At 72.4% G+C, this 24,044-nt stretch carries 26 protein-coding genes; 16 read left to right on the top strand and 10 right to left on the bottom strand.

The window, feature by feature from the left end; translation table 11 throughout:
* Window positions 1–85: 85 nt before the first annotated feature.
* A complete protein-coding gene (locus tag ACFVS6_RS36655; RefSeq protein WP_389710876.1) occupies window positions 86–1,051 on the bottom strand; it encodes an ABC transporter ATP-binding protein in 966 nt (321 codons plus the stop codon).
* Window positions 1,052–1,218: 167 nt separating this feature from the next.
* Between ACFVS6_RS36655 and ACFVS6_RS36660 the strand changes: the two genes are divergently transcribed.
* The 4 genes from ACFVS6_RS36660 (at window position 1,219) to ACFVS6_RS36675 (ending at window position 4,856) form a co-directional block, all read left to right on the top strand.
* The gene (locus ACFVS6_RS36660; protein WP_389710877.1) at window positions 1,219–1,956 is read left to right on the top strand and encodes an ABC transporter permease; all 738 of its coding nucleotides are present in this window, start codon (window positions 1,219–1,221) and stop codon (window positions 1,954–1,956) included.
* A gap of 4 nt (window positions 1,957–1,960) precedes the next feature.
* Window positions 1,961–2,632 (top strand): ABC transporter permease, encoded by a 672-nt coding sequence (locus ACFVS6_RS36665; RefSeq protein ID WP_389710878.1) that lies wholly within the window; start codon window positions 1,961–1,963, stop codon window positions 2,630–2,632.
* Window positions 2,633–2,703: 71 nt separating this feature from the next.
* Window positions 2,704–3,693 carry an ABC transporter substrate-binding protein gene (locus ACFVS6_RS36670; RefSeq protein ID WP_389710879.1) on the top strand — a complete coding sequence of 330 codons (990 nt, stop codon included), beginning with the start codon at window positions 2,704–2,706 and terminating at the stop codon, window positions 3,691–3,693.
* Window positions 3,694–3,791: 98 nt separating this feature from the next.
* Entirely contained in the window at window positions 3,792–4,856 is a 1,065-nt protein-coding gene (locus tag ACFVS6_RS36675) for a hypothetical protein (RefSeq protein WP_389710880.1), read from the top strand.
* Between the two features lie 34 nt (window positions 4,857–4,890).
* On the opposite strand, the gene ACFVS6_RS36680 is transcribed toward ACFVS6_RS36675, so the two are convergent.
* From ACFVS6_RS36680 to ACFVS6_RS36695, 4 genes are all read right to left on the bottom strand, one after another.
* Entirely contained in the window at window positions 4,891–6,159 is a 1,269-nt protein-coding gene (locus ACFVS6_RS36680; RefSeq protein ID WP_389710881.1) for an alpha/beta hydrolase family protein, read from the bottom strand.
* 297 nt (window positions 6,160–6,456) lie between these two features.
* Complete coding sequence (locus tag ACFVS6_RS36685; protein ID WP_281210269.1) at window positions 6,457–6,672, bottom strand: hypothetical protein; 216 nt, start codon at window positions 6,670–6,672, stop codon at window positions 6,457–6,459.
* Between the two features lie 228 nt (window positions 6,673–6,900).
* Window positions 6,901–7,752: an arylamine N-acetyltransferase gene (locus ACFVS6_RS36690; protein WP_389710882.1), complete on the bottom strand. Its 852-nt coding sequence runs from the start codon at window positions 7,750–7,752 to the stop codon at window positions 6,901–6,903.
* Window positions 7,753–7,835: 83 nt separating this feature from the next.
* Window positions 7,836–8,978, bottom strand: coding sequence for an NADH-quinone oxidoreductase subunit D (locus tag ACFVS6_RS36695; RefSeq protein WP_389710883.1), 1,143 nt, complete (start codon window positions 8,976–8,978; stop codon window positions 7,836–7,838).
* A 31-nt stretch (window positions 8,979–9,009) separates the two neighbouring features.
* On the opposite strand from ACFVS6_RS36695, the gene ACFVS6_RS36700 reads away from it, so the two are divergent.
* From ACFVS6_RS36700 to ACFVS6_RS36745, 10 genes are all read left to right on the top strand, one after another.
* Entirely contained in the window at window positions 9,010–9,501 is a 492-nt protein-coding gene (locus tag ACFVS6_RS36700; protein WP_389710884.1) for a PH domain-containing protein, read from the top strand.
* Window positions 9,498–10,841, top strand: coding sequence for a PH domain-containing protein (locus ACFVS6_RS36705; protein ID WP_389710885.1), 1,344 nt, complete (start codon window positions 9,498–9,500; stop codon window positions 10,839–10,841). Before ACFVS6_RS36700 ends, ACFVS6_RS36705 begins: the two co-directional genes overlap by 4 nt.
* A gap of 144 nt (window positions 10,842–10,985) precedes the next feature.
* The gene (locus tag ACFVS6_RS36710) at window positions 10,986–11,294 is read left to right on the top strand and encodes a hypothetical protein (RefSeq protein WP_389710886.1); all 309 of its coding nucleotides are present in this window, start codon (window positions 10,986–10,988) and stop codon (window positions 11,292–11,294) included.
* A gap of 19 nt (window positions 11,295–11,313) precedes the next feature.
* A complete protein-coding gene (locus ACFVS6_RS36715) occupies window positions 11,314–11,625 on the top strand; it encodes a pore-forming ESAT-6 family protein (protein WP_389710887.1) in 312 nt (103 codons plus the stop codon).
* Between the two features lie 57 nt (window positions 11,626–11,682).
* A complete protein-coding gene (locus ACFVS6_RS36720) occupies window positions 11,683–12,063 on the top strand; it encodes a DUF6507 family protein (RefSeq protein WP_389710888.1) in 381 nt (126 codons plus the stop codon).
* A complete protein-coding gene (locus ACFVS6_RS36725; RefSeq protein ID WP_389710889.1) occupies window positions 12,060–13,631 on the top strand; it encodes a hypothetical protein in 1,572 nt (523 codons plus the stop codon). The genes ACFVS6_RS36720 and ACFVS6_RS36725 overlap by 4 nt, the downstream gene beginning before the upstream one ends.
* An 82-nt stretch (window positions 13,632–13,713) precedes the next feature.
* Window positions 13,714–14,244 carry a pentapeptide repeat-containing protein gene (locus tag ACFVS6_RS36730; protein ID WP_389710890.1) on the top strand — a complete coding sequence of 177 codons (531 nt, stop codon included), beginning with the start codon at window positions 13,714–13,716 and terminating at the stop codon, window positions 14,242–14,244.
* A complete protein-coding gene (locus ACFVS6_RS36735; RefSeq protein ID WP_389710891.1) occupies window positions 14,202–15,281 on the top strand; it encodes a hypothetical protein in 1,080 nt (359 codons plus the stop codon). Before ACFVS6_RS36730 ends, ACFVS6_RS36735 begins: the two co-directional genes overlap by 43 nt.
* A 202-nt stretch (window positions 15,282–15,483) precedes the next feature.
* The gene (locus ACFVS6_RS36740; RefSeq protein ID WP_389710892.1) at window positions 15,484–16,248 is read left to right on the top strand and encodes a hypothetical protein; all 765 of its coding nucleotides are present in this window, start codon (window positions 15,484–15,486) and stop codon (window positions 16,246–16,248) included.
* Window positions 16,249–16,274: 26 nt separating this feature from the next.
* Window positions 16,275–16,412: a DUF6177 family protein gene (locus ACFVS6_RS36745; RefSeq protein ID WP_389710920.1), complete on the top strand. Its 138-nt coding sequence runs from the start codon at window positions 16,275–16,277 to the stop codon at window positions 16,410–16,412.
* Window positions 16,413–16,429: 17 nt separating this feature from the next.
* Here ACFVS6_RS36745 and ACFVS6_RS36750 read toward each other — a convergent pair whose 3' ends face one another.
* Together ACFVS6_RS36750 and ACFVS6_RS36755 are read right to left on the bottom strand one after the other, a co-directional pair.
* Entirely contained in the window at window positions 16,430–17,098 is a 669-nt protein-coding gene (locus ACFVS6_RS36750) for a response regulator transcription factor (protein WP_319196060.1), read from the bottom strand.
* A gap of 12 nt (window positions 17,099–17,110) precedes the next feature.
* The gene (locus tag ACFVS6_RS36755; RefSeq protein WP_389710893.1) at window positions 17,111–18,313 is read right to left on the bottom strand and encodes a sensor histidine kinase; all 1,203 of its coding nucleotides are present in this window, start codon (window positions 18,311–18,313) and stop codon (window positions 17,111–17,113) included.
* Window positions 18,314–18,420: 107 nt separating this feature from the next.
* Between ACFVS6_RS36755 and ACFVS6_RS36760 the strand changes: the two genes are divergently transcribed.
* The gene (locus tag ACFVS6_RS36760; RefSeq protein ID WP_389710894.1) at window positions 18,421–19,530 is read left to right on the top strand and encodes an SAM-dependent methyltransferase; all 1,110 of its coding nucleotides are present in this window, start codon (window positions 18,421–18,423) and stop codon (window positions 19,528–19,530) included.
* Between the two features lie 38 nt (window positions 19,531–19,568).
* Here the strand turns inward: ACFVS6_RS36760 and ACFVS6_RS36765 are convergent, their stop codons facing one another.
* Window positions 19,569–21,125, bottom strand: a complete 1,557-nt coding sequence (locus ACFVS6_RS36765) for a M28 family metallopeptidase (protein WP_389710895.1) — start codon at window positions 21,123–21,125, stop codon at window positions 19,569–19,571.
* A 168-nt stretch (window positions 21,126–21,293) separates the two neighbouring features.
* Window positions 21,294–22,415, bottom strand: coding sequence for a DUF5937 family protein (locus tag ACFVS6_RS36770; RefSeq protein ID WP_389710896.1), 1,122 nt, complete (start codon window positions 22,413–22,415; stop codon window positions 21,294–21,296).
* 166 nt (window positions 22,416–22,581) lie between these two features.
* Between ACFVS6_RS36770 and ACFVS6_RS36775 the strand changes: the two genes are divergently transcribed.
* Window positions 22,582–22,794: a hypothetical protein gene (locus tag ACFVS6_RS36775; protein WP_389710897.1), complete on the top strand. Its 213-nt coding sequence runs from the start codon at window positions 22,582–22,584 to the stop codon at window positions 22,792–22,794.
* A 34-nt stretch (window positions 22,795–22,828) separates the two neighbouring features.
* On the opposite strand, the gene ACFVS6_RS36780 is transcribed toward ACFVS6_RS36775, so the two are convergent.
* On the bottom strand, window positions 22,829–23,956 hold the full coding sequence (locus ACFVS6_RS36780; protein WP_389710898.1) for a threonine aldolase family protein: 1,128 nt from the start codon (window positions 23,954–23,956) through the stop codon (window positions 22,829–22,831).
* Between the last annotated feature and the right edge of the window lie 88 nt (window positions 23,957–24,044).

A 24,044-nucleotide genomic window follows, 5' to 3' on the forward strand; every position in this document is an offset into this window, starting at 1 on the left:
CAGCCCCGGGGCGCGGAAATGACGCAGGGGCCCGGCGGGGGGACCGCCGGGCCCCTGCGTCATGTCCGGGCCGCGTTCCCGTCCGTCACGGCGCTTCGTGGGGCCGGGACTCGCGCAGGGCCTGGTGGATCGCCTCCGGGGTGAGTACGCCGACCAGCGCGCCGGAGTCCGGATCGGTGACGCCGAGCCGGCCCGAGTCCTCCTGGAGCAGGGCGGAGAGGGCCTCGCGCAGGGAAGCCCCGAGCGGTACGGAGGCGGCCGGGGCCGGGCCGTCGGCGGGGGCCAGGACGGCTTCCCCGACGGGGGTGACGGCGAGCCGGCGAAGGCCCCGGTCGGAGCCGACGAAGGAGGCCACGTACGGGGTCGCGGGGGCGGCGAGGACCTCGGCCGGGCGGGCGAACTGCTCGATGGTGCCGGTGCCGTACACGGCGATCCGGTCGCCGAGCCGGATGGCCTCGTCCAGGTCGTGGGTGACGAGCAGGATCGTCTTGCGGACGGTCCGTTGGAGCGTCAGGAACTCGTTCTGCAGCCGTTCGCGCACCACCGGGTCCACCGCGCCGAACGGCTCGTCCATCAGGAGCACCGGCGGATCGGCGGCGAGGGCGCGGGCCACGCCGACCCGCTGGCGCTGCCCGCCCGACAGTTGCTGCGGGTAGCGGCTGCCGTGGATGGAGGGGTCCAGTCCGACGAGTTCGAGGAGCTCCGCGGCGCGGGCGCGGGCCTTGGCCTTGGGGGTCCCGATGAGCTGCGGGACCGTCGCCGTGTTCTCCAGCACCGTCTTGTGCGGGAACAGGCCGACCTGCTGGATGACGTAGCCGATGCGGCGGCGCAACTCGACCGGGTCGGCCGCGGCGATGTCCTCGCCGCCGAGCAGGATCCGGCCGGAAGTCGGCTCGATCAGCCGGTTCACCATCTTCATCGTGGTCGTCTTGCCGCAGCCGGACGGGCCCACGAGGGTGACCAGCTCGCCCTCCGCGACCTCGAAGGACAGGTCCTCCACGGCCGTCGTCCCGTCGGGGTAGCGCTTGGTCACGTGCTCGAATCGGATCACCCGACCATCCTCGCGCACCCGGGCCGGGGTTTTGGCGAAGCGATTGTCAGGAGAGTGTTGCGGGACTGCGAAGCTTTCCGGCCATTGTGGGCGCCGGGGGTTATGGTCGCTCCTGGGTTGTCGGCCGGTTTGTGGGACATACGTTCGGTGAGGGGGGTGAGGGAGAGATGGCCGAACAGAGCTGCCTCGTGGCGAACGACTGGCTGTGTTGGGAGTACGTCACCTCCCGCTCGCAGGAACTCACCGACGCCACCGTCGAACACGTGTGGATCACCGCCGTCTCGGTCCTGATCGGCCTCGTCGTGTCCGTGCCGCTGGCGCTGCTGGCCCGCCGCGGCCGCCGTTGGGCGGCGCCCGTGCTCGGCCTGACCACCCTCCTCTACACGATTCCCTCCCTCGCCATGTTCTCGCTGCTGCTGCCGCTCTTCGGGCTCTCGGCGACGCTCGTGGTGACCGGCCTCGTGCTGTACTCGCTGACCATCCTGGTCCGCAACGTGATCGCCGGCCTGGAAGCCGTCCCCGAGGACGTGCGGGAAGCCGCGCGCGGCATGGGCTACGGCCCGGCGCGCCTGCTGTGGCAGGTCGAACTGCCGCTGGCGCTGCCCGCCCTGCTCGCTGGGGTGCGGATCGCGACCGTCTCGACGGTGGCGCTGACCACCGTCGGCTCGATCGTCGGCAAGGGCGGCCTCGGCAACCTGATCGCGCCCGCCGTCAACAGCTCCTTCAAGGCCCAGGTGCTCACCGCCTCCGTGCTGTGCGTGCTGCTCGCGCTGGTCGCCGACCTGCTGCTGCTCGGCGCGCAGCGGCTGCTGACGCCGTGGACCCGCGGCGACCGTACGTCGCGCACCTCCCGCGGCTCCCGTACCGGCCGGTCCGCCCGGCCGGCGTCCGTGAAGGGGGCCTGAGGCCGTGGGCGTGCTGACAGGGGCCTGGGACTGGCTGGCCGACGGCGCCAACTGGGCCGGGGAGAACGGTGTCTGGCACCGGCTCGGCGAGCACGTCTACGTCAGCGGCATCGCGCTCGCCGTCGCCTGCGCGGTGGCCCTGCCCGTCGGCCTGTGGCTCGGCCACATCGGCAGGGGCGGCGCCCTCGCGGTGAACGTCTCCAACGTCGGTCGCGCGATCCCGGTCTTCGCGGTGCTGGCCCTGTTCATGGTGTCGCCGCTGCGCAGCGCCGGATACCTGCCGACCATCGTCGCGCTGGTCCTCTTCGCGATCCCGCCGCTGCTGACCAACGCCTACGTCGGCATGCGCGAGGTGGACCGGTCGGTGGTCGAGGCCGCCCGCGGCATGGGGATGTCCGGCCGTCAGCTGTTCCTGCGGGTGGAACTCCCGCTCGCCCGGGACCTGGTGATGACGGGCCTGCGCTCGGGCGCCGTCCAGGTCATCGCCACCGCCACGATCGCCGCGATGGTCGGGCAGGGCGGCCTCGGCCGGATCATCACCGCCGGCTTCAACACGTACAACACGCCGCAGGTCGTCGCGGGGGCCGTGCTGGTCGCCCTGCTGGCCCTGCTGGTGGAGGGCGCGCTGATCGCCGCGGACCGGCTGCTGCTGCGCCGTCCGGCGATCTCGCGCTGACCCGGGGCGCGCCGGTGAGCCGCACGAACCGGATCCCCGTCCGTCCGAACGTTTCCCCTGAAGGAGCTTTGATGATCAAGTCCACGCGCATCCTCGGCGCGACCCTGGGCGCGGTGGCCCTGACCGTTTCGCTCACCGCGTGCGGAGGCGACAGCCTGGAGAAGAGCAAGGACGGCGGATCCTCCGCCCCCGCCTCCTCCTCCGCCGGCGGGGCCAAGGGGAAGCTGGTCATCGGCGCGGCCGGGTTCACCGAGTCCAACGTGCTGGCCGAGCTGTACGCGCAGCTCCTCAAGGACGCGGGCTACGGCACCTCGATCACCACGGTCAACAACCGCGAGCTGTACGAGCCGTCGCTGGAGAAGGGCGAGATCGACGTCGTCCCGGAGTACGCGGCCACCCTCGCGGAGTTCCTCAACGCCAAGGTGAACGGCCCGGACGCACCGAAGGACAAGCCGGTCGCCTCCAGCGACGCGGCCGCCACGGTCGCCGCCCTGGAGAAGCTCGCCGCGCCGCTGGGCCTCAAGGCCCTGCCGGCCGGTGAGGCGGTCGATCAGAACGCCTTCGCGGTCAGCAAGGAATTCGCGCAGAAGAACAACCTGAAGAGCCTTTCCGACCTCGGCAAGTCCGGAATCAAGGTGAAGATCGCCGCGGGTGACGAATGCGCCGTCCGCCCGTTCTGCGCACCCGGGTTGGAGAAGACATACGGAATCTCCGTCGCGGGCATCGACCCCAAGGGCGTCGGCACCCCGCAGGCCAAGCAGGCCGTCAAGGACGGCGTCGACCAGCTGGTGCTGACGACCACCACCGACGCCACCCTCGACAACTTCGGCCTGGTCCTGCTGGAGGACGACAAGAAGCTCCAGAACGCGGACAACATCCTGCCGGTCGTCAACGCCAAGGACGCGGGCTCCCCCGAGGTCGCGGACGCCCTCGGCAAGCTCACGAAGGTGCTCACCACCGCCGACCTCGTCGAGCTGAACCGGAAGGTGGACGCGGAACGGGCGAAGCCGGCGGACGTCGCGAAGGCCTACCTGGAGTCCAAGGGACTCCTCAAGAAGTAACAGTTACCTCGTTGATGGGAAATTGTGGGGCAGCCGCCCGGTAAGAGTTTGCCGGGCGGGTATCCCACCGACCGCCCACGCCCTGTAAATTTCTGGCCATGCCCCGTGGACGCCACCGCAATCCCGAGCCCCTGCACCGACTCCTCACGCCGACGGCCGTCGCCGGGGTTTCCGTCGCCAGCGCCGGCGCGGCCTGGCTCCTCGCGGAACCCCTCGCGCTACGCCTGCTCGTGGCCCTCACCGCGGTCGCCGGTGTGGGCGGCGCCGTCCTCATGCGCTCCTGGGACCGGGCTGCCGGCCGCCGGGTCGCGGAACTGGCCCGGGAACGGGTCAAGGACGAGTGGAGGACCGAGGAGCGGATAGCCGAGCTCGAATCCGATCTGGAGGAGGCGCGCGTCCTGCGCGCCAAGCTCGACACCAAGCTCCGCGCCAAGCGCGTCGAACTCGCGGGCCTGCGCGGCGAACACGCCGCCCTGCTGCGCCGGTACGCGACCGCCGAGACCGAGCGCGCCGGCGCCCTGGAGAAGCGCCGACTGCTGGCGATCGAGGCCGCCGGCGCATCGGCGGCCGCGGCCAAGGAACTGCCCGCCGTGTCCGAGGAGCGCACCAGCAGCGGCGCGCCCACCCCGGTCGGGTACGCCCGCGCCCACGCGGCGATGGCCGCCCTGGTCCGCCGCGCCCAGCAGGGCCCGTCGGGCCCGTCGAACCCCACCGGCCCGTCCGGCCGCACCGGCCCGTCCGGCGGCAAGGCGCTCGTCGCCGCCGAGCCGGTCGCCGCGGATCACTCCCGCCCGGCCGTCCCCCCGGCACCGGCGTCGGCATCGGTCCCGCTCCCGGCGCGCAGGCCGGCCGCCACGATGGCCCCGTACTCGGCCCCGCGCCGCTCCGCCTCGCGCGTCGAGGGCGGCTTCGACTTCTTCGGCACCAAGACCGCCGCGCAGGCCCGCGCGGTCATCGAGTCCGTGCAGAACGAGGACCTGGCCGACGTGGTCGGGGCCGAGGCCCTCGCCGTGCACAAGGCGGAGTCCGTACGCACCGACGCCGGACCGGAGTTCAAGCCGGTCACCGCCGAACAGCGGGCGCTGGGCCAGGTCATCGACCTGACGGCCCACGACGAGACCGAGCCCATCGACGTGGCCCTGCTGCGCACGGCGATCTCCTAGGGGCTGCTGTCCCCGGGGGACGCCCCGACCCCCCTCACCGGAGCGAGTCGAACCAGCGGACCGTCTGCGGGGCCGAGCGGAGCGCCGTCGCGGTGTGGTCGGCGTCGGCCCCCTGGTCGACGAGCCTCGCCCGGACCCCGTGGCCGGCCAGGTCCCGGGCGCAGGAACGGGCGTTGGCGATCGGCACGTCGGTGTCCGCGGAACCCGCGTAGAGGCGTACGGGCGCGGCCGGCTTCCAGTCGCAGAAGCCGTCATTGGCGGCGAGGACCTCGCGCAGCGCCCCGCGCGGGCTGCGGACGTTCTCGGCCCACTCCGGGGTGAGCAGCTCCTGCGGGGTCGCGGGCAGCGCGGCGGCGATCTCCTCCGGACGCCGACTGCCGTCGAACAGGCCCTCCACGACCTGCGCGTAGGGAGCCCGGAAGACCTCGGCGGGGTCCGCGTAGAGCGGGTGGAGCCGGTTCTGCGCGGTCAGGAAGTAGGAGAGGTAGAAGACGGCCGTGGCCGGGGCGACGCGGCCGTCCGAGATCCCGGGCATCTCGGCGCCGAGCAGGTCGTGCGGACCTGCGATCGGGGCGAGGGCGCGCAGCCGGAAACCGTCGCGGCCCCGGGAGAGTTCGCGGCCCAGTGCCATCGCCACCTGGCCGCCCTGGGAGAAGCCGGTGGCGTACACGTCCCGGGTCAGGGGACGGCCCAACCGGTCGGCGGCGGTACGGGACGCCTTCAGCATGTCGAGGGACGCGGTGACGGACGAGCGGGTGTACATGTACGGGTGGCTGCCGGGGCCGCCGCCCAGACCCAGGTAGTCCGGCGCGGCGACGGCGCGGCCCGCGGAGGCGTGCAGGTACGGGATGAGCCGGTTGTACCCGGTGCTGCCGGACGGGGCCTGGTCGCGGGTGGGCACGGTTCCGTGCGTGTCGGACACGAGGTCGAGGCGGTGCGGGCCGCCGCGCGGCAGGACGAGGAGCCCGGTGGCGGTCGTGGGACGGCCCCGGGGGTCGACGGTGGCGTAGGTGAGCCGGTGGGCTTCGACGCCGTGCCGGACGGTGCCGGCGTCCATCCCGAAGCCGGTGAGCTCGGCGGCGACCTGTGCGCGGTCGAGGCCGCCCAGCGGGACGACGGAGATCAGGGTGCCGCGGGCGGCCGCCCGGTCGGCGGCGGCCGGGGCGCCGGTGACGGCGGTAGGGGCGGCGAGGGCGGCCGGGGCGGCGAGCCCGCCGACCACGGCCGCGAGGACCACGGCCGCGGCACCGCGCCTGAGCCACTGCTTGCCGGTCCGGGTGCCGGTGTGCGTCGTCGTTGTCATGCTCCGAACGCTAGGCGCGACACGGATCCCGGTGACATCCCGTCACCCCCCATGCGAAGCAGGGGGAATACCCCCGCATCGGGCCGCGCGGGCGCCGACGGAAGGGCGACCGGGGGGTGAGCGCGTGCCCTGCCGGGCCGGTTGCCGGGGGTGTTCGTGGCCTGTTGGGGTCGGCGGTCGGGGGTGTGCCCGGCCTGTCGGGCCGGTTGCCGGGGGTGAGCGCGTGCCCTGCCGGGGCCGGCCGACCGCAGGGTGGACCCCCGGGTCCGCCGGGGCCGGGGGCGGGTCGAGCCGCCCTCAGAACAGGGGCAGCTGACCCGGATGCGGGCCCAGGACCAGACCGTCCAGCGTCGGCGCCGACGCGCCGAGCACGACACGGGCACGGGAACCGGGGCAGGACACCATGCCGCCCCGATCCCGGCCGGTGGGAGGGTCGTGGCGGGCGATCCGGCCGGCCGTCACGGCGCAGTCGCGGCCGCAGGCGGGGCAGGCCCGCCGGGGGGAGTGGGACATGCCCCCAGTCTGCCCTGCCGCACCGACACCGGAACCGACGGCCGGGCCCGTACGGGCCGGGGCACGCGGGTACCGGCTCCGGCGCGGGGCTCCGGCGCGCGCCCGACTCGGCCCCCGCCTGTGCTCCCGTTCCCGCCCCGGCCGTCGGTGGGGCTCCGGCTCGGGCCAGGGCTCCGACTCCGACCCCGACTCCGGATGGTGCCCTGGCTCCGGCTCCGCCCCGGGGGCTCAGCTCTCGCGGCCGGCCAGCCAGGTTTCGTGGGCCCGGGTTACGCGGGCCCACAGGGCCGATCGGTCCGCCGGGGTGAAGTCGTCGAGTTCCCGACCGAAGACCGAGGCGACCGCGTCGAAGAACTCCTCGGGCGTGGTCAGCTCCCGCTCCGACACCGGCTTGCCCGGCTCGACGCGGGTCAGGATCCGGCCGCGCAGCGCGTCGACGCCGTGCTCGTCGCGCCGCAGCAGCGCGCAGGTCCGGACGAAGCCGGAGTCCTGCGAGGTCGAGAGCCGGACGTGCTCCGCCTCGAAGTCGGCCGTCGAGGCCGGGGCAAGCAGGAAGTTCATCACCGGCGCGGACGCGCCCTCGTTGAGGTACGTCCAGCCCGGTTCGGCGTCCGGCGCCGACTCCTCCAGCCGGTAGGTGGTGCCGCCCCGCACGTGCGCGCCGGCGCGCAGCGGCAGCGGCTCGTACGGCCCGTCGCCGAGTCCCGTCTCGACGAGGTACTCCTGCCCGTCCACCCGTACCGTCAGCGCCAGGTGGTCGCCGCTGACGTCGCGGCGGTGGGCCTCGGCCCGCTGCATGACGCCCCCGACGTGGCGGGTCACCTCGTACCCGAGGGTTTCCAGGAGCAGCGCGAAGGCGCCGTTGAGGTGGAAGCAGTAGCCGCCCCGCCCGGCCGCGATGCGGCGGGCCGACAGCTCGGGGTCGATGCCGGGCGGCCGGCCGAGCTGGATGTCGAGGTTCTCGTACGGAACGCGTTCCAGATGGGCGCGCTGGAGCGCGAACAGCCCTTCCCTGGAAGGGGTACCGGGATCGCTGATGCCGAGTCGCCGCAGGTAGCCGGCGCGTATGCCAGAGGTCATGTCCGCACGATAGGACGTGGGTCCGCCTCCGCACGCGCCTTATTCGTCGATCACCGGGCGATCACCCGTCGATCACCCGCGGATCACTTGTCGATGTCGCCGACGACGAAGAACAGCGAGCCGAGGATCGACACCATGTCCGCGACCAACTGCCCCGGCAGCAGCACCGCCAGCGCCTGGATGTTGTTGAAGGAGGCGCTGCGCAGCTTCAGCCGGTACGGGGTCTTCTCGCCCTTCGAGACGAGGTAGTAGCCGTTGATGCCGAGCGGGTTCTCGGTCCACGCGTACGTGGCCCCCTCGGGCGCCTTCAGCACCTTGGGCAGACGCTGGTTGATCGGTCCCGGCGGCAGGTCGGCCATCCGGTCCAGGCAGGCCACCGCCAGGTCGAGGGCGTTGTGCGTCTGGTCGAGCAGGACCTCGAAGCGCGCCAGGCAGTCGCCCTCGGTACGGGTGACCACCTTCAGGACGTCCTGGAGCTGCCCGTACGCCAGGTACGGCTCGTCACGGCGCAGGTCGAAGTCGACGCCGGAGGCGCGGGCGATCGGCCCGGACACCCCGTACGCGTGCACCGACTCGGCGGACAGGAGGCCGACGCCCCGGGTCCGGCCGCGGAAGATCTCGTTGCCGTGGACGAGCTTGTCGTAGACGTCCATCCGGGTCCGGACGTCGGCGATGGCCGCGCGGGCCCGGCCGAGCCAGCCCGCCGGGAGGTCCTCCTTGAGGCCGCCCACACGGTTGAACATGTAGTGCATGCGGCCGCCGGAGATCTCCTCCATGACGGCCTGGAGCTCCTCGCGCTCGCGGAACGCGTGGAAGATCGGGGTGATGCCGCCCAGTTCGAGGGGGTACGACCCGAGGAACATCAGGTGGTTCAGGACCCGGTTCAGCTCGGCGAGGAGCGTGCGCATCCACACCGCGCGCTCGGGGACCTCCATGCCGAGCATCCGCTCGACGGCCATGACCACGCCCAGCTCGTTGGAGAACGCGGACAGCCAGTCGTGGCGGTTCGCGAGCATCACGATCTGCCGGTAGTCGCGGGCCTCGAAGAGCTTCTCGGCGCCGCGGTGCATGTAGCCGACCACTGGTTCGGCGCTGACGATCCGCTCGCCGTCCAGGACGAGCCGCAGCCGCAGCACACCGTGGGTGGAAGGGTGCTGCGGTCCGATGTTGAGCACCATGTCGGTGCTCTCCGCCGCTCCGCCGATGCCGACCGTGGTCTCCGTCATGGCCGCATTGTCTCAGCCCTACGCTGGGGGCATGGAAACCGGGACGCAGGGTGAGACGGCCCCGCCCGAATGGGTGGGGCTGCCGGGCGGGCTCCTCTCCATGCGGCGGCTGCTGCTGGTGATCTGGACGCTGCTCCTCACGGTGGTGACGGGCGTCCTGCTGGGCCTGTTCGCCGGACCCGGGTGGGCCTTCCTCGGGGCGCTCTGGCTCGGGGTCCTGGCCTGGGGGTGGGTGATGCTCGGGCGGAACTGGCGGTCCTGGCGGTACGCCGAGCGGGCGGACGACCTGTTGATCAGCCGGGGCGTGCTGTGGCGGGAGCAGACCGTGGTCCCGTACGGGCGGATGCAGCTCGTCGAGGTGACCTCGGGGCCGCTGGAGCGGCGCTTCGGCCTGTCCTCCGTCCAACTGCACACGGCCGCCGCGGCGACGGACGCCAAGATCCCGGGGCTGGTGCCGGCCGAGGCCGAGCGGCTGCGGGACCGGCTGACGGAGCTCGGCGAGGCAAGGTCGGCGGGCCTGTGAGCGTGCCGGCGGACCGGCCGGACCCGGCGGAGGGGACCGGCGGCAGCCGGGTCGTCGAGCGGCGGCTGCACGTCCTCACCCCGCTGCGCCGCGCCTGGGTCCCGATCGCCGCGACCGTCGGCGTCATCGTCCAGCAGGGCGAACAGGCCCGGGAGTGGGTGACCGAGCTGTCCCAGGGGCTGCGCGTGCTGTCCCTCGTCGGCCTGGTCCTCGTCTTCGGCGTGTACGGGTTCCTCAGCTGGTGGTTCACCCACTACTCCGTCACCGACACCGAGCTGCGCATCCGCACCGGCCTCTTCTTCCGCCGCACCGCCCACATCCGCCTCGACCGGATCCAGGCGATCGACGTCACGCGCCCGCTGCCGGCCCGTGTCACCGGGGTCGCGAAGCTGCGGATCGACGTGATCGGCACCGACGCGAAGGACGAGCTGGCGTTCCTCGGCGAGGCCGACGCCGTCGCCCTGCGCGCCGAACTGCTCGCCCGGGCCGCCGGCTTCGCCCCCGCCGAGGCCGTCACGGTCGGCCAGGCCCCCGAACGGGAACTGCTCCGGGTACCCCTGGCACAGCTGGTGGTGTCCATGCTCCTCAGCCTCGGCGTGTGGGCGGCGCTCGTCGGCGGGCTCGTCGGCCCGGCGCTCGTGTGGTGGTTCAGCGAAAGCCTCTGGGTGACCGTGGCCACGCTGGTCCCGATGGTCGGCGCGGTCTGGACCGGCAGCCTCGGCCGCCTGTTCACGGAGTACGACTGGACCGTCGCCGAATCCCCGGACGGACTCCGCCTCGACCACGGACTGCTGGACCGGGCCCACGAGACGGTCCCGCCGGGGCGCGTGCAGACCGTACGGATCATCGAACCGCTGCTGTGGCGGCGTCGCGGCTGGGTCCGGGTGGAGCTGGCCGTGGCGGGCTCCAAGAACGGGCTCCTGGTCCCGGTGGCCACCCGCGAGGCCGCCCACGCCGTGATCGCCCGGGTGCTGCCGGGCGCGGACCTGGGGGCCCTCGTCTTCACCCCGTCCCCGAGCACGGGCTCGCGGTGGGTGGTGCCGGTGTGGTGGAAGGGGTACGGGCTGGGCGTCTCGACGGAGCTCTTCGCGGCCCGCCGCGGGCGCCTGTGCCGGCGTACGGAGATCGTTCCGCATGCGAAGGTCCAGAGCGTGCGCCGCTCACAAGGCCCCTGGTCGCGGGCCCGCGGGGTCGCCGACCTGCACGTGGACACCGGCGCGAACGAAACCGTCACCGCCCGCCTGCGCGCGTCGGCGGAAGCCGCCGAACTCCTCGACGCCCAGGCCGTCCGCTCCCGCACCTCCCGCGCGTCGGCCCGCCCGGACCGCTGGATGACGTGATGCCGGGTCGCTCGGGTGGGGTCCGACCGGCTCGCCGGGAGGACGCCCGCCGTGCGCGTAGCCGTACGCACACGGCCTGTTGAGCGGGCGTGAATCAGCCGTGAATGATTTTCGGCCAGAGGGCCCGGCCGGATGAAACCGTGTTTGTGTTCGCAACGTCCCTTCGGTGGACAGGGATCCAGTGACGACCTGGGCACGCTGATCAAGCTGCTGGTGGCCGCGGCGGACCCGCTGGAGGGCAAGTTCAACGGCACCGGCCGGATCGCCTTCGACTCGTTCAAGCAGCGGTCGGACGCGATCACGACCGAGCTGAACGCCTCGCTGCGCGCGATCCTCGGCGGTCAGGCCGGCATGGACACCTCGTTCACCACGGGTGCCACCGAGCAGGGGGACAACGCCCACCAGAACATGGGCACCGCGAATTTCGACGCCGCTCGCTTCGGCGCGCGCTGAGCCCCGGGGGACTCGACACATGGGACAGAACCAGGACCGCACTTCCTACGACACCGGCGCCTCCGTGGAGGTGCAGGGCGGTCTGGCCGGGATCATCGGCCGGCTGGAGCGGGTGCTCGGCGACCGCGAGACGGCGGTGAAGGCGGCGATGGCCGAGTTCACGGCCGACGGTGTCTCCGACGAGTACCACGGCAAGGAAGCCCGCTGGAACAAGGCCGCGAACGAGGTGCGCAACATCATCCGCCTCGTGCGCACCACGCTGGAGCAGAACGACGCGACGGCGCAGGCGACGCTGCAGAAGGCCAAGGCGGCCGTGGACGGGATCGGCTAGCCGCTCGCTCGGACGGTTGCGGCTGACGTGGGGAATTCGGGAGAACGGGGGTAGGCCATGGACTGGGACATCAAACCGTCCGGCGTACAAGGGGTCGTGAACAAGACGGTCACGGCCGCAGGCGGCTTCCAGACGGCCGGCAAGTCGCTGCAGACGGCGCTGCCGGACGCGGCGAAGCACGCGGGGACCATTTCGGGCGGCGGGTCCACGGCCGGCGAGGGCGGCGGCATGGGTGTGATCGCCGCCGCGCTGGGCGGCCTCATGGACGCCCACGACCAGCGCCTCAAGTTCATCGGAGCCCGTACGTCGGCTTCCGTCAACGGGGCCATCGCGGCGACGACGGCGTACGTCCGGGGCAACCTGGAGCAGGCGGCCAACGCCCAGCGAGAGGCGCTGAAGGAGCCGAAGATCGACCTGTCGGGGGCGGGTCAGAAGTGACGGATCACGTACCGATCAATCCGTGCACGATCCCGCAGTTCACGGGTGACCTGGCGGCGTTGGAGTCGGACCGGGCGAAGTTGGATTCGGCGGCGGGGACGTTCCGTGATGCCGGGTCGAACGTGGATGCCGAGTTCCAGGGTTTGTCGGCGTTCTATACGGCGCCGGAGGCGGCGCAGCTGTTCGCGACGACGAAGCCGGTGAAGACGGACAGTGATTTCTTCGCCGATCGGTTGGAGTCGGCGGCGAAGGCGTTGGGCGAGTACGTCACCGAGGCGCGGCCGATCGTGGCGCGGTTGAAGGAGCTCCAGGCGAAGGCGACGACCTTCACGGGGAGGATCGCCGGGGATGAGCACTGGAAGGACGACGGGGACAGGATCGATGAGAACAATGATCTGATCCACGATGTCAACGCGGCGGTGTCGGCGTTCTGGGCGGCGGAGCGGACGTGTGCGAACAAGATCCGTGCGTTGTACTGTGCGCCGCCGTTGACGACGGATGACGGTAGTCATGGCGCGAAAATGTACGGGTACAAGGGGGAGGACCTCAACAACGCGCAGGATCTGCCGGGTTGGCTCAGGGATTCGCGGACGGCGATGAAGGAGAACGGCAAGGCGTTGGTCGCGTGGGACGAGTGGGGCAAGAACCCGGCTCGTGCGGCGGGTGCGGTCACGTTCAACGTGCTGACGACGGTGTTCACGGGCGGCGCGGGTGCGGTGGCGAAGACGGGCAGTGTCGCGAAGGTGATCTCCGCGGCGGGCAAGGCCGGTCGGCTGATCGACCCGATCACGTACATCGGTAAGGCCGGCTCGTTGGCGAAGTTGAAGGTCGGCGATCTGTTCGCGAACTTCGGCAAGATGGACGGGGCGTTCCCGAAGGTCGATGACGTGGTGTGGAAGGACCTCCCCAAGGCCGAGGCCCCGGGGGGCGTCACCTTCCCGCACCCGGACGACACGGTCCGTCTCCTCGACGATCCGCTGGGACGCCCGCAGTACTACGACAGGACCACCCACCAGCTCCTGGACCACAAGGGCGTCCCGAAGCAGGACCTCACCTCGGTCCCCAAGGGCCCCGACCATCCCTTGGCCGAGGTTCCGGTACGCCAGGAGGTCCCGGTCGGCGTGGGTGCCCACACCCCGGGCGGCGTCACGAGCCACACCCCGGGCGGCGTCGCGGACAACACGGCCCACAACAGCCACACCGACCCCACCACCCCGACGGGCGGCCACACGGACACCACCCCGACGGGCGGCGCCGGCCACGGCGACACCACCCCCACGGGCGGCGCCGGCCACGGCGACGGGCCGGGTACGGGCGGTCACGACGACACTCCGTCTCCGGGCTCGGGCCACGGCGACGGGCCGGGTGTTCCACACCAGGGCGACGCTGTCCCGTCCCACAGCGGAGAGGGCACGAATGTTCCCTCGCGTGAGCTCTCCGTGGATGAGCGGGCGGCACTGGACGAACACCTTGGTGACCTTCATTCGCCCGGTAAGGCGGCGATCGACGACCTGATGGCGATCGTCGATCGACATGGGTGGAGTGATCGAGTTGTCTGGTACCCGTGATCCCCGCCGTGCCGTGGCAGCATGGCCTGCCGACGAGGAGGCCACAACTGTGCTGAGAGGTTGGGTCGATGATGATGTCGCGGTGCTTGATGCCGCGGGGTTGGACCTGTCGCTCGTCGATCTGTCGCGGGCGGACCTGGCGGACGGACTCCTGACGGAGGCAATTTTCCGGGGGGCCCGACTGGCTGGTGCGGATCTTTATCGGGCACATCTTGAGGGTGCGGTTCTCGATGGTGCGGATCTCTCGGGGGCGTCTTTGGTGAAGGCCGTGCTGGACGGGGCGTCGTTGCGCGGTGCGGTGCTCGACGGGGCGGACCTGGGGAGTGCGGACGTGTACTCCGTGGATGCCCGGGGCGCTTCCTTCGTTCGGGCCGTACTCGATTCCGCATCGTTGGACGACGTGGACCTGCGGGGTGCCGACCTGTCCGACGCCTCGGTTTCGCACACGTTCCTTCAGGTGGTTCTCGACGACCGGACGGTGGTCCGGGGCCTTTCGGGGGCGATCTTCGGGCCGGCGGTCGTCATGGAGGCGGATGAGCGGCGGCAGTTGGCCGGCGGCGAACTGGAGGCATGGCTCAACCATCGGGGCGCGAAGGTCAGGGTGCTCCCCTGATCGCCGGCACACCCGTCGCGCGGTGGTCGTGGGGGGAATTCGGCCATGACACCGATCTGGTCCGCGAGGCCGTACACCGGTTCCTCCTGACGCTCGAAGTCCTGGACCGGCACCGGCTCGCGACGCCGCACGGCGGGCGCGTGACCGTGGAGGTTCCCGAGATGGGCCGCCGGAGCATCCTGTTCCGAGCGGATCTTCCTCTGGGCAAGGCGGCTGCGGATACCGCGGAGGACTCGCCGCCGGCCGAGGCGCTGGTGGAGCGGATCCGGCAAGGCATCGCGCCCGGTGAGATCGGGGGCGTGGATCTGTACGCCCGGTGCGACGGCATCGTGGAGACCGGGACCGGCGCCGAGGCGGTCGAAGGCCTCTTCGCGCTCAGCGCGGAGGTGTCCGAGGGCTACTTCCACCTGGCGCTGACCACCTTCTGCGACGCGTGGATGCCGTTCGATCTGCGGGGTCGCGCGCAGGAGGCGGTGTTCGCCGCGAACCGGCCGCGCCTGGCGTCCGCCCTCGCAGGGATCGCGGAGGCACTCGATGTCGAGATCGACCCCGACGACGCCACCTGGTTCGCGGTTCCGACCGAATCGGGGGTCGAGAACCACTACGAAGACGACGGCTCCGCCTCCGACGTGTGGGGGAGCTTCGAGATCCCCTACCGGAACGGAATCTTCAATCAGACCCCGAAGTTCACGGCCGGCTACGGACGGCAGGCGTCCGGGGCCGTTCGGTACGTTCCGGTCGCAGGGTCCGAGCAGGTGCTGGGGTATCCGTGGGCCTCGGATGCCGAGGCGGCCGCGAGCTTCGAGCCGCGTGACGCGGCGGACCTGGACGCCTACCGGGCCGGGCTGGTCTGGCTGGACCGGCTGCAGGCGGCCTACGACCGGGGGCTGTCCCCGGCTGCCGCGCTCGTCGAACTCGGACGGCTTCCCGCCGATCCTGTAGCCGGGCGGCCCGAGGCGGACCGGGCGGCCGACGTGGACGAGTTCTGGAAGCTGGGACAGCCGGCGCGGCAGGAGCATCCGTCGTCGAAGCCGTGACGTACGGGGCGGGGGCAATGCCCTGATGGCCCGTACGCCTGTTGCCCGGTGGGCGGGGCCGCGACGGCGAGGCAGCCTACGAGGTCCTGGCCGCGGTGGGCGGCCCGAGGCGAGTTCGGCGGCCGAAGCGGGCGCGTTCGAGGCGCCGACACTGGTGGAGCCCGAGTAGGAGCGCCGATGCCGTGAAGGGAATGGGGTTCGAGTGACCGACCGAGCGGCTCGCGCCGTGCTGGATCGTCTGCGGGCGGTGGAGTGGGCGGGCGAGTGGGACTTCGCGTTCGGCCACGTCGGGTCGCGGCGCGTGCTGTTCCGTGAATACCTGCGGCGGGCGGCCGTGTGGTCCCGGGCCCACGGCGGCCGGGGCAGTTGGCTGCTCTCCGATGTCACCCCGTACGTGGATCCCGACTTCCGGCTCTCCCCCGGCGTGACCGAGGAGCTCGCGGAATTGCTGCGCCGTCCGTCCGATGGTGAGGTGCGCAGCACCTGTTCGGGGGCGGTGCGGCTGGCGGAACTCCGGGGGCGGAAGCCGGAGGCCTTCGCCGGCCTTCCCGACCTCTACGAGCCGTTGCTCCTGTTCTGGGAGCGGGGCGGCGAGTTCGCCCGGGACGATGCCGGCTTCATCGACCTGACGGGTGCGCTGATCCGCCCCGGCCCGCTGGAGGCCTGCGCGGGCAACCCGCCCGTGACCGACCTGAGCGACATCGTCCTCGACGCGCTCGACGTGGACGGACGGGTCACGTACTACACCTCGGCGGACGGCCGGAGGCCGCTGCTGCGGCGGTGCGTACGGCGGGACGGGCCGACGGACCAGTCCCTCGGGCGCGCTCTCCGCTGGGAGCCGACGGATCTGATTCCCGCCTCGGACGAGGCGGTGCGGGGCGCCGGGCTCGTCACGGTCGATGAGCTGGAGGCCGCCCGGCTCATCGGGCAGGAGCACGCGGCGGCGGAGTCGCCGGGATCGGCCTGACCTTCGCCCGGCGACCCCCGCTGCCCCTGAAGCCCGCGCAGGTCGGTCCGGCCCGCCGGCCCGGGTTGCACTACCCGCTCGGCGACGGCACCGACCCGGCCGGCTGGGACACCCTGGGCATCCTGCTGGCCCACCTGCGCACCTCGGTCCCCACCGCCGGGTAGTGGCCGGAGCCGGCCGGTTACAGGCCGCCCGCGCGGACCAGGCCCGTCTCGTACGCCAGGACCACGACCTGTACGCGGTCGCGCAGGCTCAGCTTCGTGAGGATGCGGCCCACGTGGGTCTTGACCGTGGCCTCCGAGAGGACCAGCCGGGCGGCGATCTCGCCGTTCGACAGGCCCTGGGCGACCAGCAGCATGACCTCGCGCTCGCGCTCGGTCAGCCGCTCGACGTCCTTGTTCTTCGGCTCGTTCGTCGTCGTCGGCAGCATCGGGGCGAAGCGGTCCAGCAGCCGACGGGTCGTCGACGGGGCCACGACCGCGTCCCCGCTGTGCACGGAGCGGATCGCGGCCAGCAGCTCCGCGGGCGGGACGTCCTTCAGCATGAACCCGCTCGCCCCCGCCTTCAGCCCGGAGAAGGCGTACTCGTCCAGGTCGAAGGTGGTCAGGATGATGACCTTCGGGTGTTCCTCCGGCTCGCAGATCCGTCGCGTCGCCTCGACCCCGTCGAGCCTCGGCATGCGGACGTCCATCAGCACCACGTCGACCTTCGTGGCCCGCAGCACCTCCAGCGCCTCCAGGCCGTCCCCCGCCTCGGCGACGACCTCCATGTCCGGCTGGGCGGCGAGCACCATCCGGAAGCCGGTGCGCAGCAGCACCTGGTCGTCGACCAGCATCACTCGGATGGACATCGGTGAATACCTCTACCTCTTCTTGAGCGGGAGCAAAGCACTGATGCGGAAGCCACCGCCGGGCCGCGGTCCCGCGTCCAGGGTTCCCCCGACCATACCGATGCGCTCCCGCATGCCGATCAGACCGTGTCCGGCGCCGTCCGCGCCGCCGTCCTCGTACAACTCGTGTGTCGCGCCCCGGCCGTCGTCCTCGACGAGGAGGCCCAGCCCGTCGTCGAAGTAGACCAGCCGCACGCTCGCCCCCGCCTCGGGGCCACCGTGCTTGCGCGTGTTCGTCAGCGCCTCCTGCACGATCCGGTACGCGGTCAGCTCGACGCCGCTCGGCAGCTTGCGCGGTGTCCCCTCGACGACGAAGTCCACCGTGAGGCCGGACGCCCGCACCTGCTCGACCAGGACCTCGATCTGCTCGACGTCCGGCTGGGGCACGTAGTCCTCGGAGTCCTGCGGCTCGCCGGTGCGCAGCACGCCCAGCAGGCGGCGCATCTCGGCGAGGGCCTGACGCCCGGTCCCGGAGATCGTCTGGAGGGCTTCCTTGGCCTGTTCCGGGGCCACGTCCATGACGTACGCGGCGCCGTCGGCCTGGACCACCATCACCGACACGTTGTGCGCGACGACGTCGTGCAGCTCGCGGGCGATGCGGGCCCGCTCGGCGGCCACCGCCACCTTCGCCTGCGCCTCGCGCTCCTTCTCCAGCCGCTGGTTGCGCTCCACGAGCTGGGCGTAATAGGCCCGGCGGGTGCGCAGCGAGTCGCCCGTGACCCAGGCCAGGGCGAACGGGACGATCACCATCAGCGCGAAGGTGACGCTCTGGGTGAAGCTCAGGCCCTTGTCCACGCCGAAGCGCAGGAAGTACACGGGTGACGCCAGCAGCCCGACGCCCAGGGCGGCGCGGGACACCCAGCGCGGGACGTCCCCGGCGGCGACGGTGAACAGCACGACCAGCATGGCGACGTCGAAGATCTGCGCCTCGATGCCGAAGGCCAGCTGCCAGACGCCCGCGCCGACCGTCGTCCAGAACATGCCCTGCGTCCACCTGCGGCGCAGGGCCAGGGCGGCCGTCAGCGCGACCACGACGGGCACGGTGGCCAGCCGCAGCGCCGTGCTCGCCTGGGGGTTCCCGACCACGGCGATCATCGAGATCCCGAAGAAGAGGACAGCCCAGAAGCTGTCGACGCCCGTCGGGTGTCTGCGGATGAAATCGTAGAGGCGCTGCACGTCACCCAGAGTAGGGAACGGAGATAGGTGCTGAAGTCAACCACAGGAGCGATCCCTGTGACGGGGGCGTACTCCGCAAGGTGGAGGGTGAGCCTAACCTTCGTGTGATGAGCGCTCAGGACGACACCCGCGGGCCGGTCCGCTGGCGGCCGGCGGCCGAGGCCGCGCTGTACGGCCCCGGCGGGTTCTACGTACGCCCGGGCCCCGGCCCCGCCGGGCACTTCCGCACCTCCGTGCACGCCTCCCCGCTGTACGCGCGGGCCGTGGCCGGGCTGCTGGGCGCCGTGGACGCCGAGCTCGGCCACCCCGCGCGGCTCGACCTGGTGGACGTGGGGGCGGGCCGTGGCGAGCTGCTGACCGGCGTCCTCGCGGCCCTGCCGGCCGGTACGGCCGCACGGGTGCGCCCGTACGCCGTCGAACGCGCGCAGGCGCCCGACGCGGAGGCCCCCGGCGGGCCGGACCCGCGGATCCGGTGGGTGGCCGAGCCGCCCCGGGGGACGACCGGGCTGCTCTTCGCGAACGAATGGCTGGACAACGTGCCGCTGGACGTCGTCGAGGACGGCCGGTACGTCCTGGTGGCCGCCGACGGTACGGAGAGTCCCGGCGGTCCCCCGGACGCGGCCGACCGGGCCTGGCTGGAGCGGTGGTGGCCGGACGGCCTGCGGACGGGGCGGGCCGAGATCGGCCGACCCCGGGACGAGGCCTGGGCGGCGGCCGTCGCCACCCTGGACCGGGGCCTGGCGGTGGCCGTCGACTACTGCCACACCCGGGAGGCCCGGCCCCCGTACGGCACCCTGACCGGCTTCCGGGCGGGCCGGGAGGTGGCCCCCGTCCCGGACGGGAGCTGCGACGTCACCGCGCACGTCGCGCTCGACGCCTGCGCGGGGCCGGGCGCGACCCTGCTCACCCAGCGCGAGGCCCTGACCGCCCTCGGCGTCTCGGGCGGCCGGCCCCCGCTGGCCCTGGCCTCCACCGACCCGGCGGGGTACGTCCGCGCCCTGTCGGCGGCGGGCGAGGCGGCGGAGCTCACCGCGCGCGGGGGCCTCGGCGACTTCGGCTGGCTGGTCCAGCCGGTCGGCGTCCGGGCCTGGCCGGGCGGCGGCGGGCTCGCCGCCGGGACCGGGGAAGGGGCAGGGACCGGGGGAGGGGCAGGGACCGGGCACGGGGGAGCGGCAGCCGCAGGGACCGGGGACGCGGGAGGGGCCGGGACCCCCTGACGGGAATCCCGGCCCCCGGTCGCTCGGCGACCTCGTCGTTACTTGGTGACCTCGTGACCGTGGCCGTCGTGCAGGCCGCCGCCGCTGCCCGTGCCCGGGGTGGTCGGCTGCGAGACGACCGGCTGCGACAGCGGGGCCAGGTCGTGGGCGTAGTGGCCGACCGCGTTCGCGATGACGTCGACGTTGATGTCGAGCGCCTTCTGGTCGATGTTCGTGATGTCGTCACCCTTGCCGTGGTAGTTCACGTCGTAGGCGACACCGGCCTGACCGCCGAACTTCGCGGCCTGCTCCGGCGACTTGATGCCCTCGGCGCCGGTGAACGTACCGCCCGACGGGATGCCGACCTCGATGAACGGGCCGTAGTCCGAACGGCCCGAGAAGTCGGTGCCCTCGTGCGGGATGTTCTTGGAGTCGAGGAAGTCGGTGATCCCCTTCTCCAGCTGCGCCGAACCCTCCGGGCCGGGGCCCGCGCCCGTCGCGTCCGAGTCGTCGCCGTCGTAGACGAAGTAGGCGGCGTTCGGCGAGCCGATCATGTCGAAGTTCAGGTACAGCTTGATCTGCTTCTTCTGCTCCTCGGTCAGGGAGGCGACGTACGCCTCGGAACCGAGCAGGCCGTACTCCTCCGCCGACCACCAGCCGAACTTGACCTTGTTCTTGATCTTCGTCTGCTGGCTCGCCAGGCGCTGCGCGACCTGGAGGATGCCGGCCGAGCCGGAGCCGTTGTCGTTGATGCCGGGACCGGCCGCGACCGAGTCCAGGTGCGCGCCGAGGAAGACGGTGTTGTTCTCGTCGCCGCCCTTCGTCTCGGCGATCACGTTGTACGTCTTGCGGTTCTCGCGCAGCTCGCGGATGTCGAGGGTCACCTCGACCGGGCCGGCCGCCGCCTCGGCGGCCAGCTTCTCGCCGTCCGCCTTCGTGATGCCGCCGGTGGGGACCTTGCCCGCGTTCGCGTCGCCGAGGGTGCCGTTCAGGGCGCCGTCGGTGTTGTTGTAGATGATCGTGCCGACCGCGCCCGCCGCCGCCGCGTTCGCCTGCTTCACCGCGAAGGTGCAGCCGCCGCGCTGGACGAGGGCGATCTTCCCCGTGAAGGCACCCGCCGCGAAGTCGCCGGGCTCGCAACCGTTCGTGCCGTCGGCGTCCACCGGGACGACCGAGACCTGCGCGGTCACGCCCTCCTCCGGGCCGCTCGCCGTGTACGTCATCAAGTGGATCGGGATATCGCGCCCGTTGTCGCCGTTCACCGCGAGCTTCTCGGCGATGGCCTCGACGTAGACGAAGTTGAATTCGTTCTTCGTGACCTTGTAACCGGCGGCCTTCAGCACGGCCTCGATGTACTGCGCCGACTGCACGTGTCCCTTGGAACCCGCGACCCGATTGCCGTTGTTGTAGTCGGCGAGCGACTGGAAGACCTTCAGGTGGCTGTTGGCGCCTTTCCCGGTCGCCTCCTGGACCAGCTTCTTGGCCAGCGCGTCACCCCGGGCGGCATCGCTCTGCGGGCTGCCGGTGGCCCCGGCGGGTCCGGCGAGCAGGAGCGGGGAGACGAGGGCCGCGGCCGCCAGTGCGGCGGTGGCTGCGGCTATACGGCGAGAGGGCATGAAAGTCCTTTCACAGCAGGTGCGCATCGCACGGTGCGTGGGGGAGTGGTGGACGCACGTTAGGCACCAACGAGCGTCTCTCGCCAGAGTTTTCACTGCTTCCGGTTTGTGAAATCCGTATATCGGTGAGTCTCCGCCGAACAAATCAGGCCGGCGTCCGGAAAAAGGTCAGCGAAGAATGCCCTCGATGAAATCGGAGCCTATCCGCGCGACCACGGACAGATCCAACTGATGCTGGACATAGCGGCCTTGGCGCCACGTACGCAACAATCCGGCCTTCTTCAGGACCGTCAGGTGCCGGGACACCTCCGGCGCCGATATCCCGTACACCGTCGCCAACTCGCTCGTCGTGTACGGGGCCCGCGCCAAACTGCGGCACAACCGCATCCGCATCGGATGGGCCAGCGCCTCCATCCGCCGCTGGAGCAGCTCCACCGAACCCGACGCGGACGCCAGTTCCGGCGATTCCAGCGGGTAGTGCACCACCGGACGCCAGCCCGGCGCGTGCAGCACCAGCAGGTGCGGCCACCCGAAATCGGTCGGTACGAAGACCAGCCCGGCCCCGAGCCGCGGATCCGTGGCGGTGGCCTGCCCGTGCACCATCTTGTCGACGGATATCGTCCGCTGCTCCCGGTCGACGCTCAGCGCCGGCGACACCTCCCGCAGTGCCGCCGGCAGGCCCTTGCGGCGCAGCACCTCCGCCTTGTGCCGGGCGTCCGCGCTCTGCCGGGGCCCGACCCGCCGCCAGGTCTCCGCGAAGAACGCCTCGTCGCAGTCCTCCAACAGCCTGCGCAACCAGACCCGTACGGACGCCGTGTCGTCCAGCAGCCGCAGCGAGAACGCCAACTGCCGGGGCCCGCGCGCCGCCGCCGTGTCCAGGGCCTTCGCCCGGGCCGCCGGATCGTGCAGGGGGGAGGGGCCGCCGCCCTCGTTGTAGAGGGCCAGCCAGCAGTGCTCCAGGGCGGCCATCACGAACCGCTCGTCGTCCATCCGGTCGAGGACGTCGAGCTCCTCGGCCAGCGTCGCCGCCGGCAGGCCCGCACCGGGCACGCCCGCGAAGGCCATGAAGATGTCGGAGAACGAACTGCGCCACATGAAGTCGGCGTCCAGCAGCCGGTCCGCCAGGCACGAGTCGAGGGAAGCGGTCGTGGCGGCCGTCCAGGAGTTCAGCCCCGGGTGGTGTGCGGGCTGCGAGAGCGCGTGCAGGGCCATGCAGAGCTCGGCGAGCGGGGACGGCGCGAAGCCGATCCGCTCCGCGGGGAGTCCGGCGATGTCGATGGTGACGCTCATCGCCCCATTCTTGCCCGGCCCACCCGGCCGCCGCGGCCCGGGGTGCGCTGCGCGACGCCGCCGTCCGGGCGACCCGCACGAGGGCTCCGTCGCAGGTCGGGGGCATCGATTGACGCGGAACGTCAATTGAGGGGCGGGCTGCGGCCGACGGGGTGAGGGTGGATGCATGACCGCCATCGAGCAGTACCTCATCGACACCTACCGGGCCTCCCAACACCGCACGCCGATGCCTCCGCCCCCGGGCCGCGACGACGTCGCCGCGCTGCGCGCCCTGCACACCGAGGCCCAGTTCCGCTCCGTCCTCGCCGGCCGCCCCGCGACCCACCGCTGGCGCACCAGGCTGCGCCGCCTGCTCCCGCTGCGCCGCAGGGCCTGCTGAGGGGACCGCCCCGGCAGGATCCGGAGGGGACGGCCTACGCCTCCAGCCGCGCCAGGAAACCCCGCACCGCGTCCCGGACGTCGTGCGGGGTCCAGGCCAGGCCCGGGGCGGTCACCTCCAGCTCCGTCATCGCGAGGCCCGGGGGCCCGTCGGGCGACCACCGACGGAACAGGACCGTGCCCGTCTCCTCCGCGAGGCGCAGGCCCGCCTCCGTGAGGCGGTCCGCCTCATGGGGCAGCCACACCTGGAACTGGTGGGTGTGCGGCACCTGCGGATGGACCCGGAACCAGGGCAGCCCGGCCTCCTCGAAGCCCTCCCGCAGCGCCTCGGCGACCGTCCGGGCCGCCGCGACGTAGGAGGGCAGGCGGGGCAGCTCCCCGGCCAGGCCGGCCAGCGCGGACAGGGCCTGCGGGAACTGGCGGAAGATCTGGCCCCCGTACCGGTGGCGCCACACCCGGGTCTCCTCGACGAACGACCGCGAGCCGGCCAGGGCGGCGCCGCTCAGGCCGCCCAGGGACTTGTAGAAGGAGACGTACACGGAGTCGGCGAGCCCCGCGATCTCCGACAACGGGCGGCCGAAGTGGACGGTGGTCTCCCACAGCCGGGCCCCGTCCAGGTGGACGACCGCGTCCCGCTCCCGGGCCGCCTCGACCAGCTCCGTCAGCTCCTCCCACGTGGGCAGCAGGAACCCCGCGTCGCGCAGCGGCAGCTCCAGCATCAGGGTCCCGAAGGACTCCGGGTGGTCCCGGACCTCGGCGGCGGTCGGCTGACGGGCCTCCGCCACCGGGTGGACCGTGCGCAACCCGGAAACGACGGACAGGGCGCCGCCCTCCCAACGCTCCGGATGGCTCATGGGGTGCAGCGCCACGACCGGGCTCCCGGTGCGCCCCGCCCAGCACCGCAGCGCGACCTGCTGGGCCATCGTCCCGGACGGGAAGAACGCGGCGTCCTCGGTGCCCAGCAGTTCGGCGACCCGGCGCTCCAGGTCGCCGACGACGCCGTCGCCGTACAGGTCGGCCGGTGCGTCCATGTCGTAGGGGGCCTCGGCGAGCCCCGCGAGCAGCTCGCCGACCGTGGGTTCCAGCAGGCTGTGCGAGAGGACCCGATCGGCCCCGCGCCAGGCCGCCACCAGCCGCTTCCCGCGTTCCGCGTCGTCAGTCATGCCCCTGATCATCGCCGATCGCCGCCGATCGGCCCCGCCCCCCAGGGGCTAGCATGGCGGCGTATCGTCCGGTACCCCCCGCGGACTG

The sequence above is a fragment of the Streptomyces sp. NPDC057939 genome (assembly GCF_042887545.1).
Taxonomy (GTDB): Bacteria; Actinomycetota; Actinomycetes; order Streptomycetales; family Streptomycetaceae; genus Streptomyces.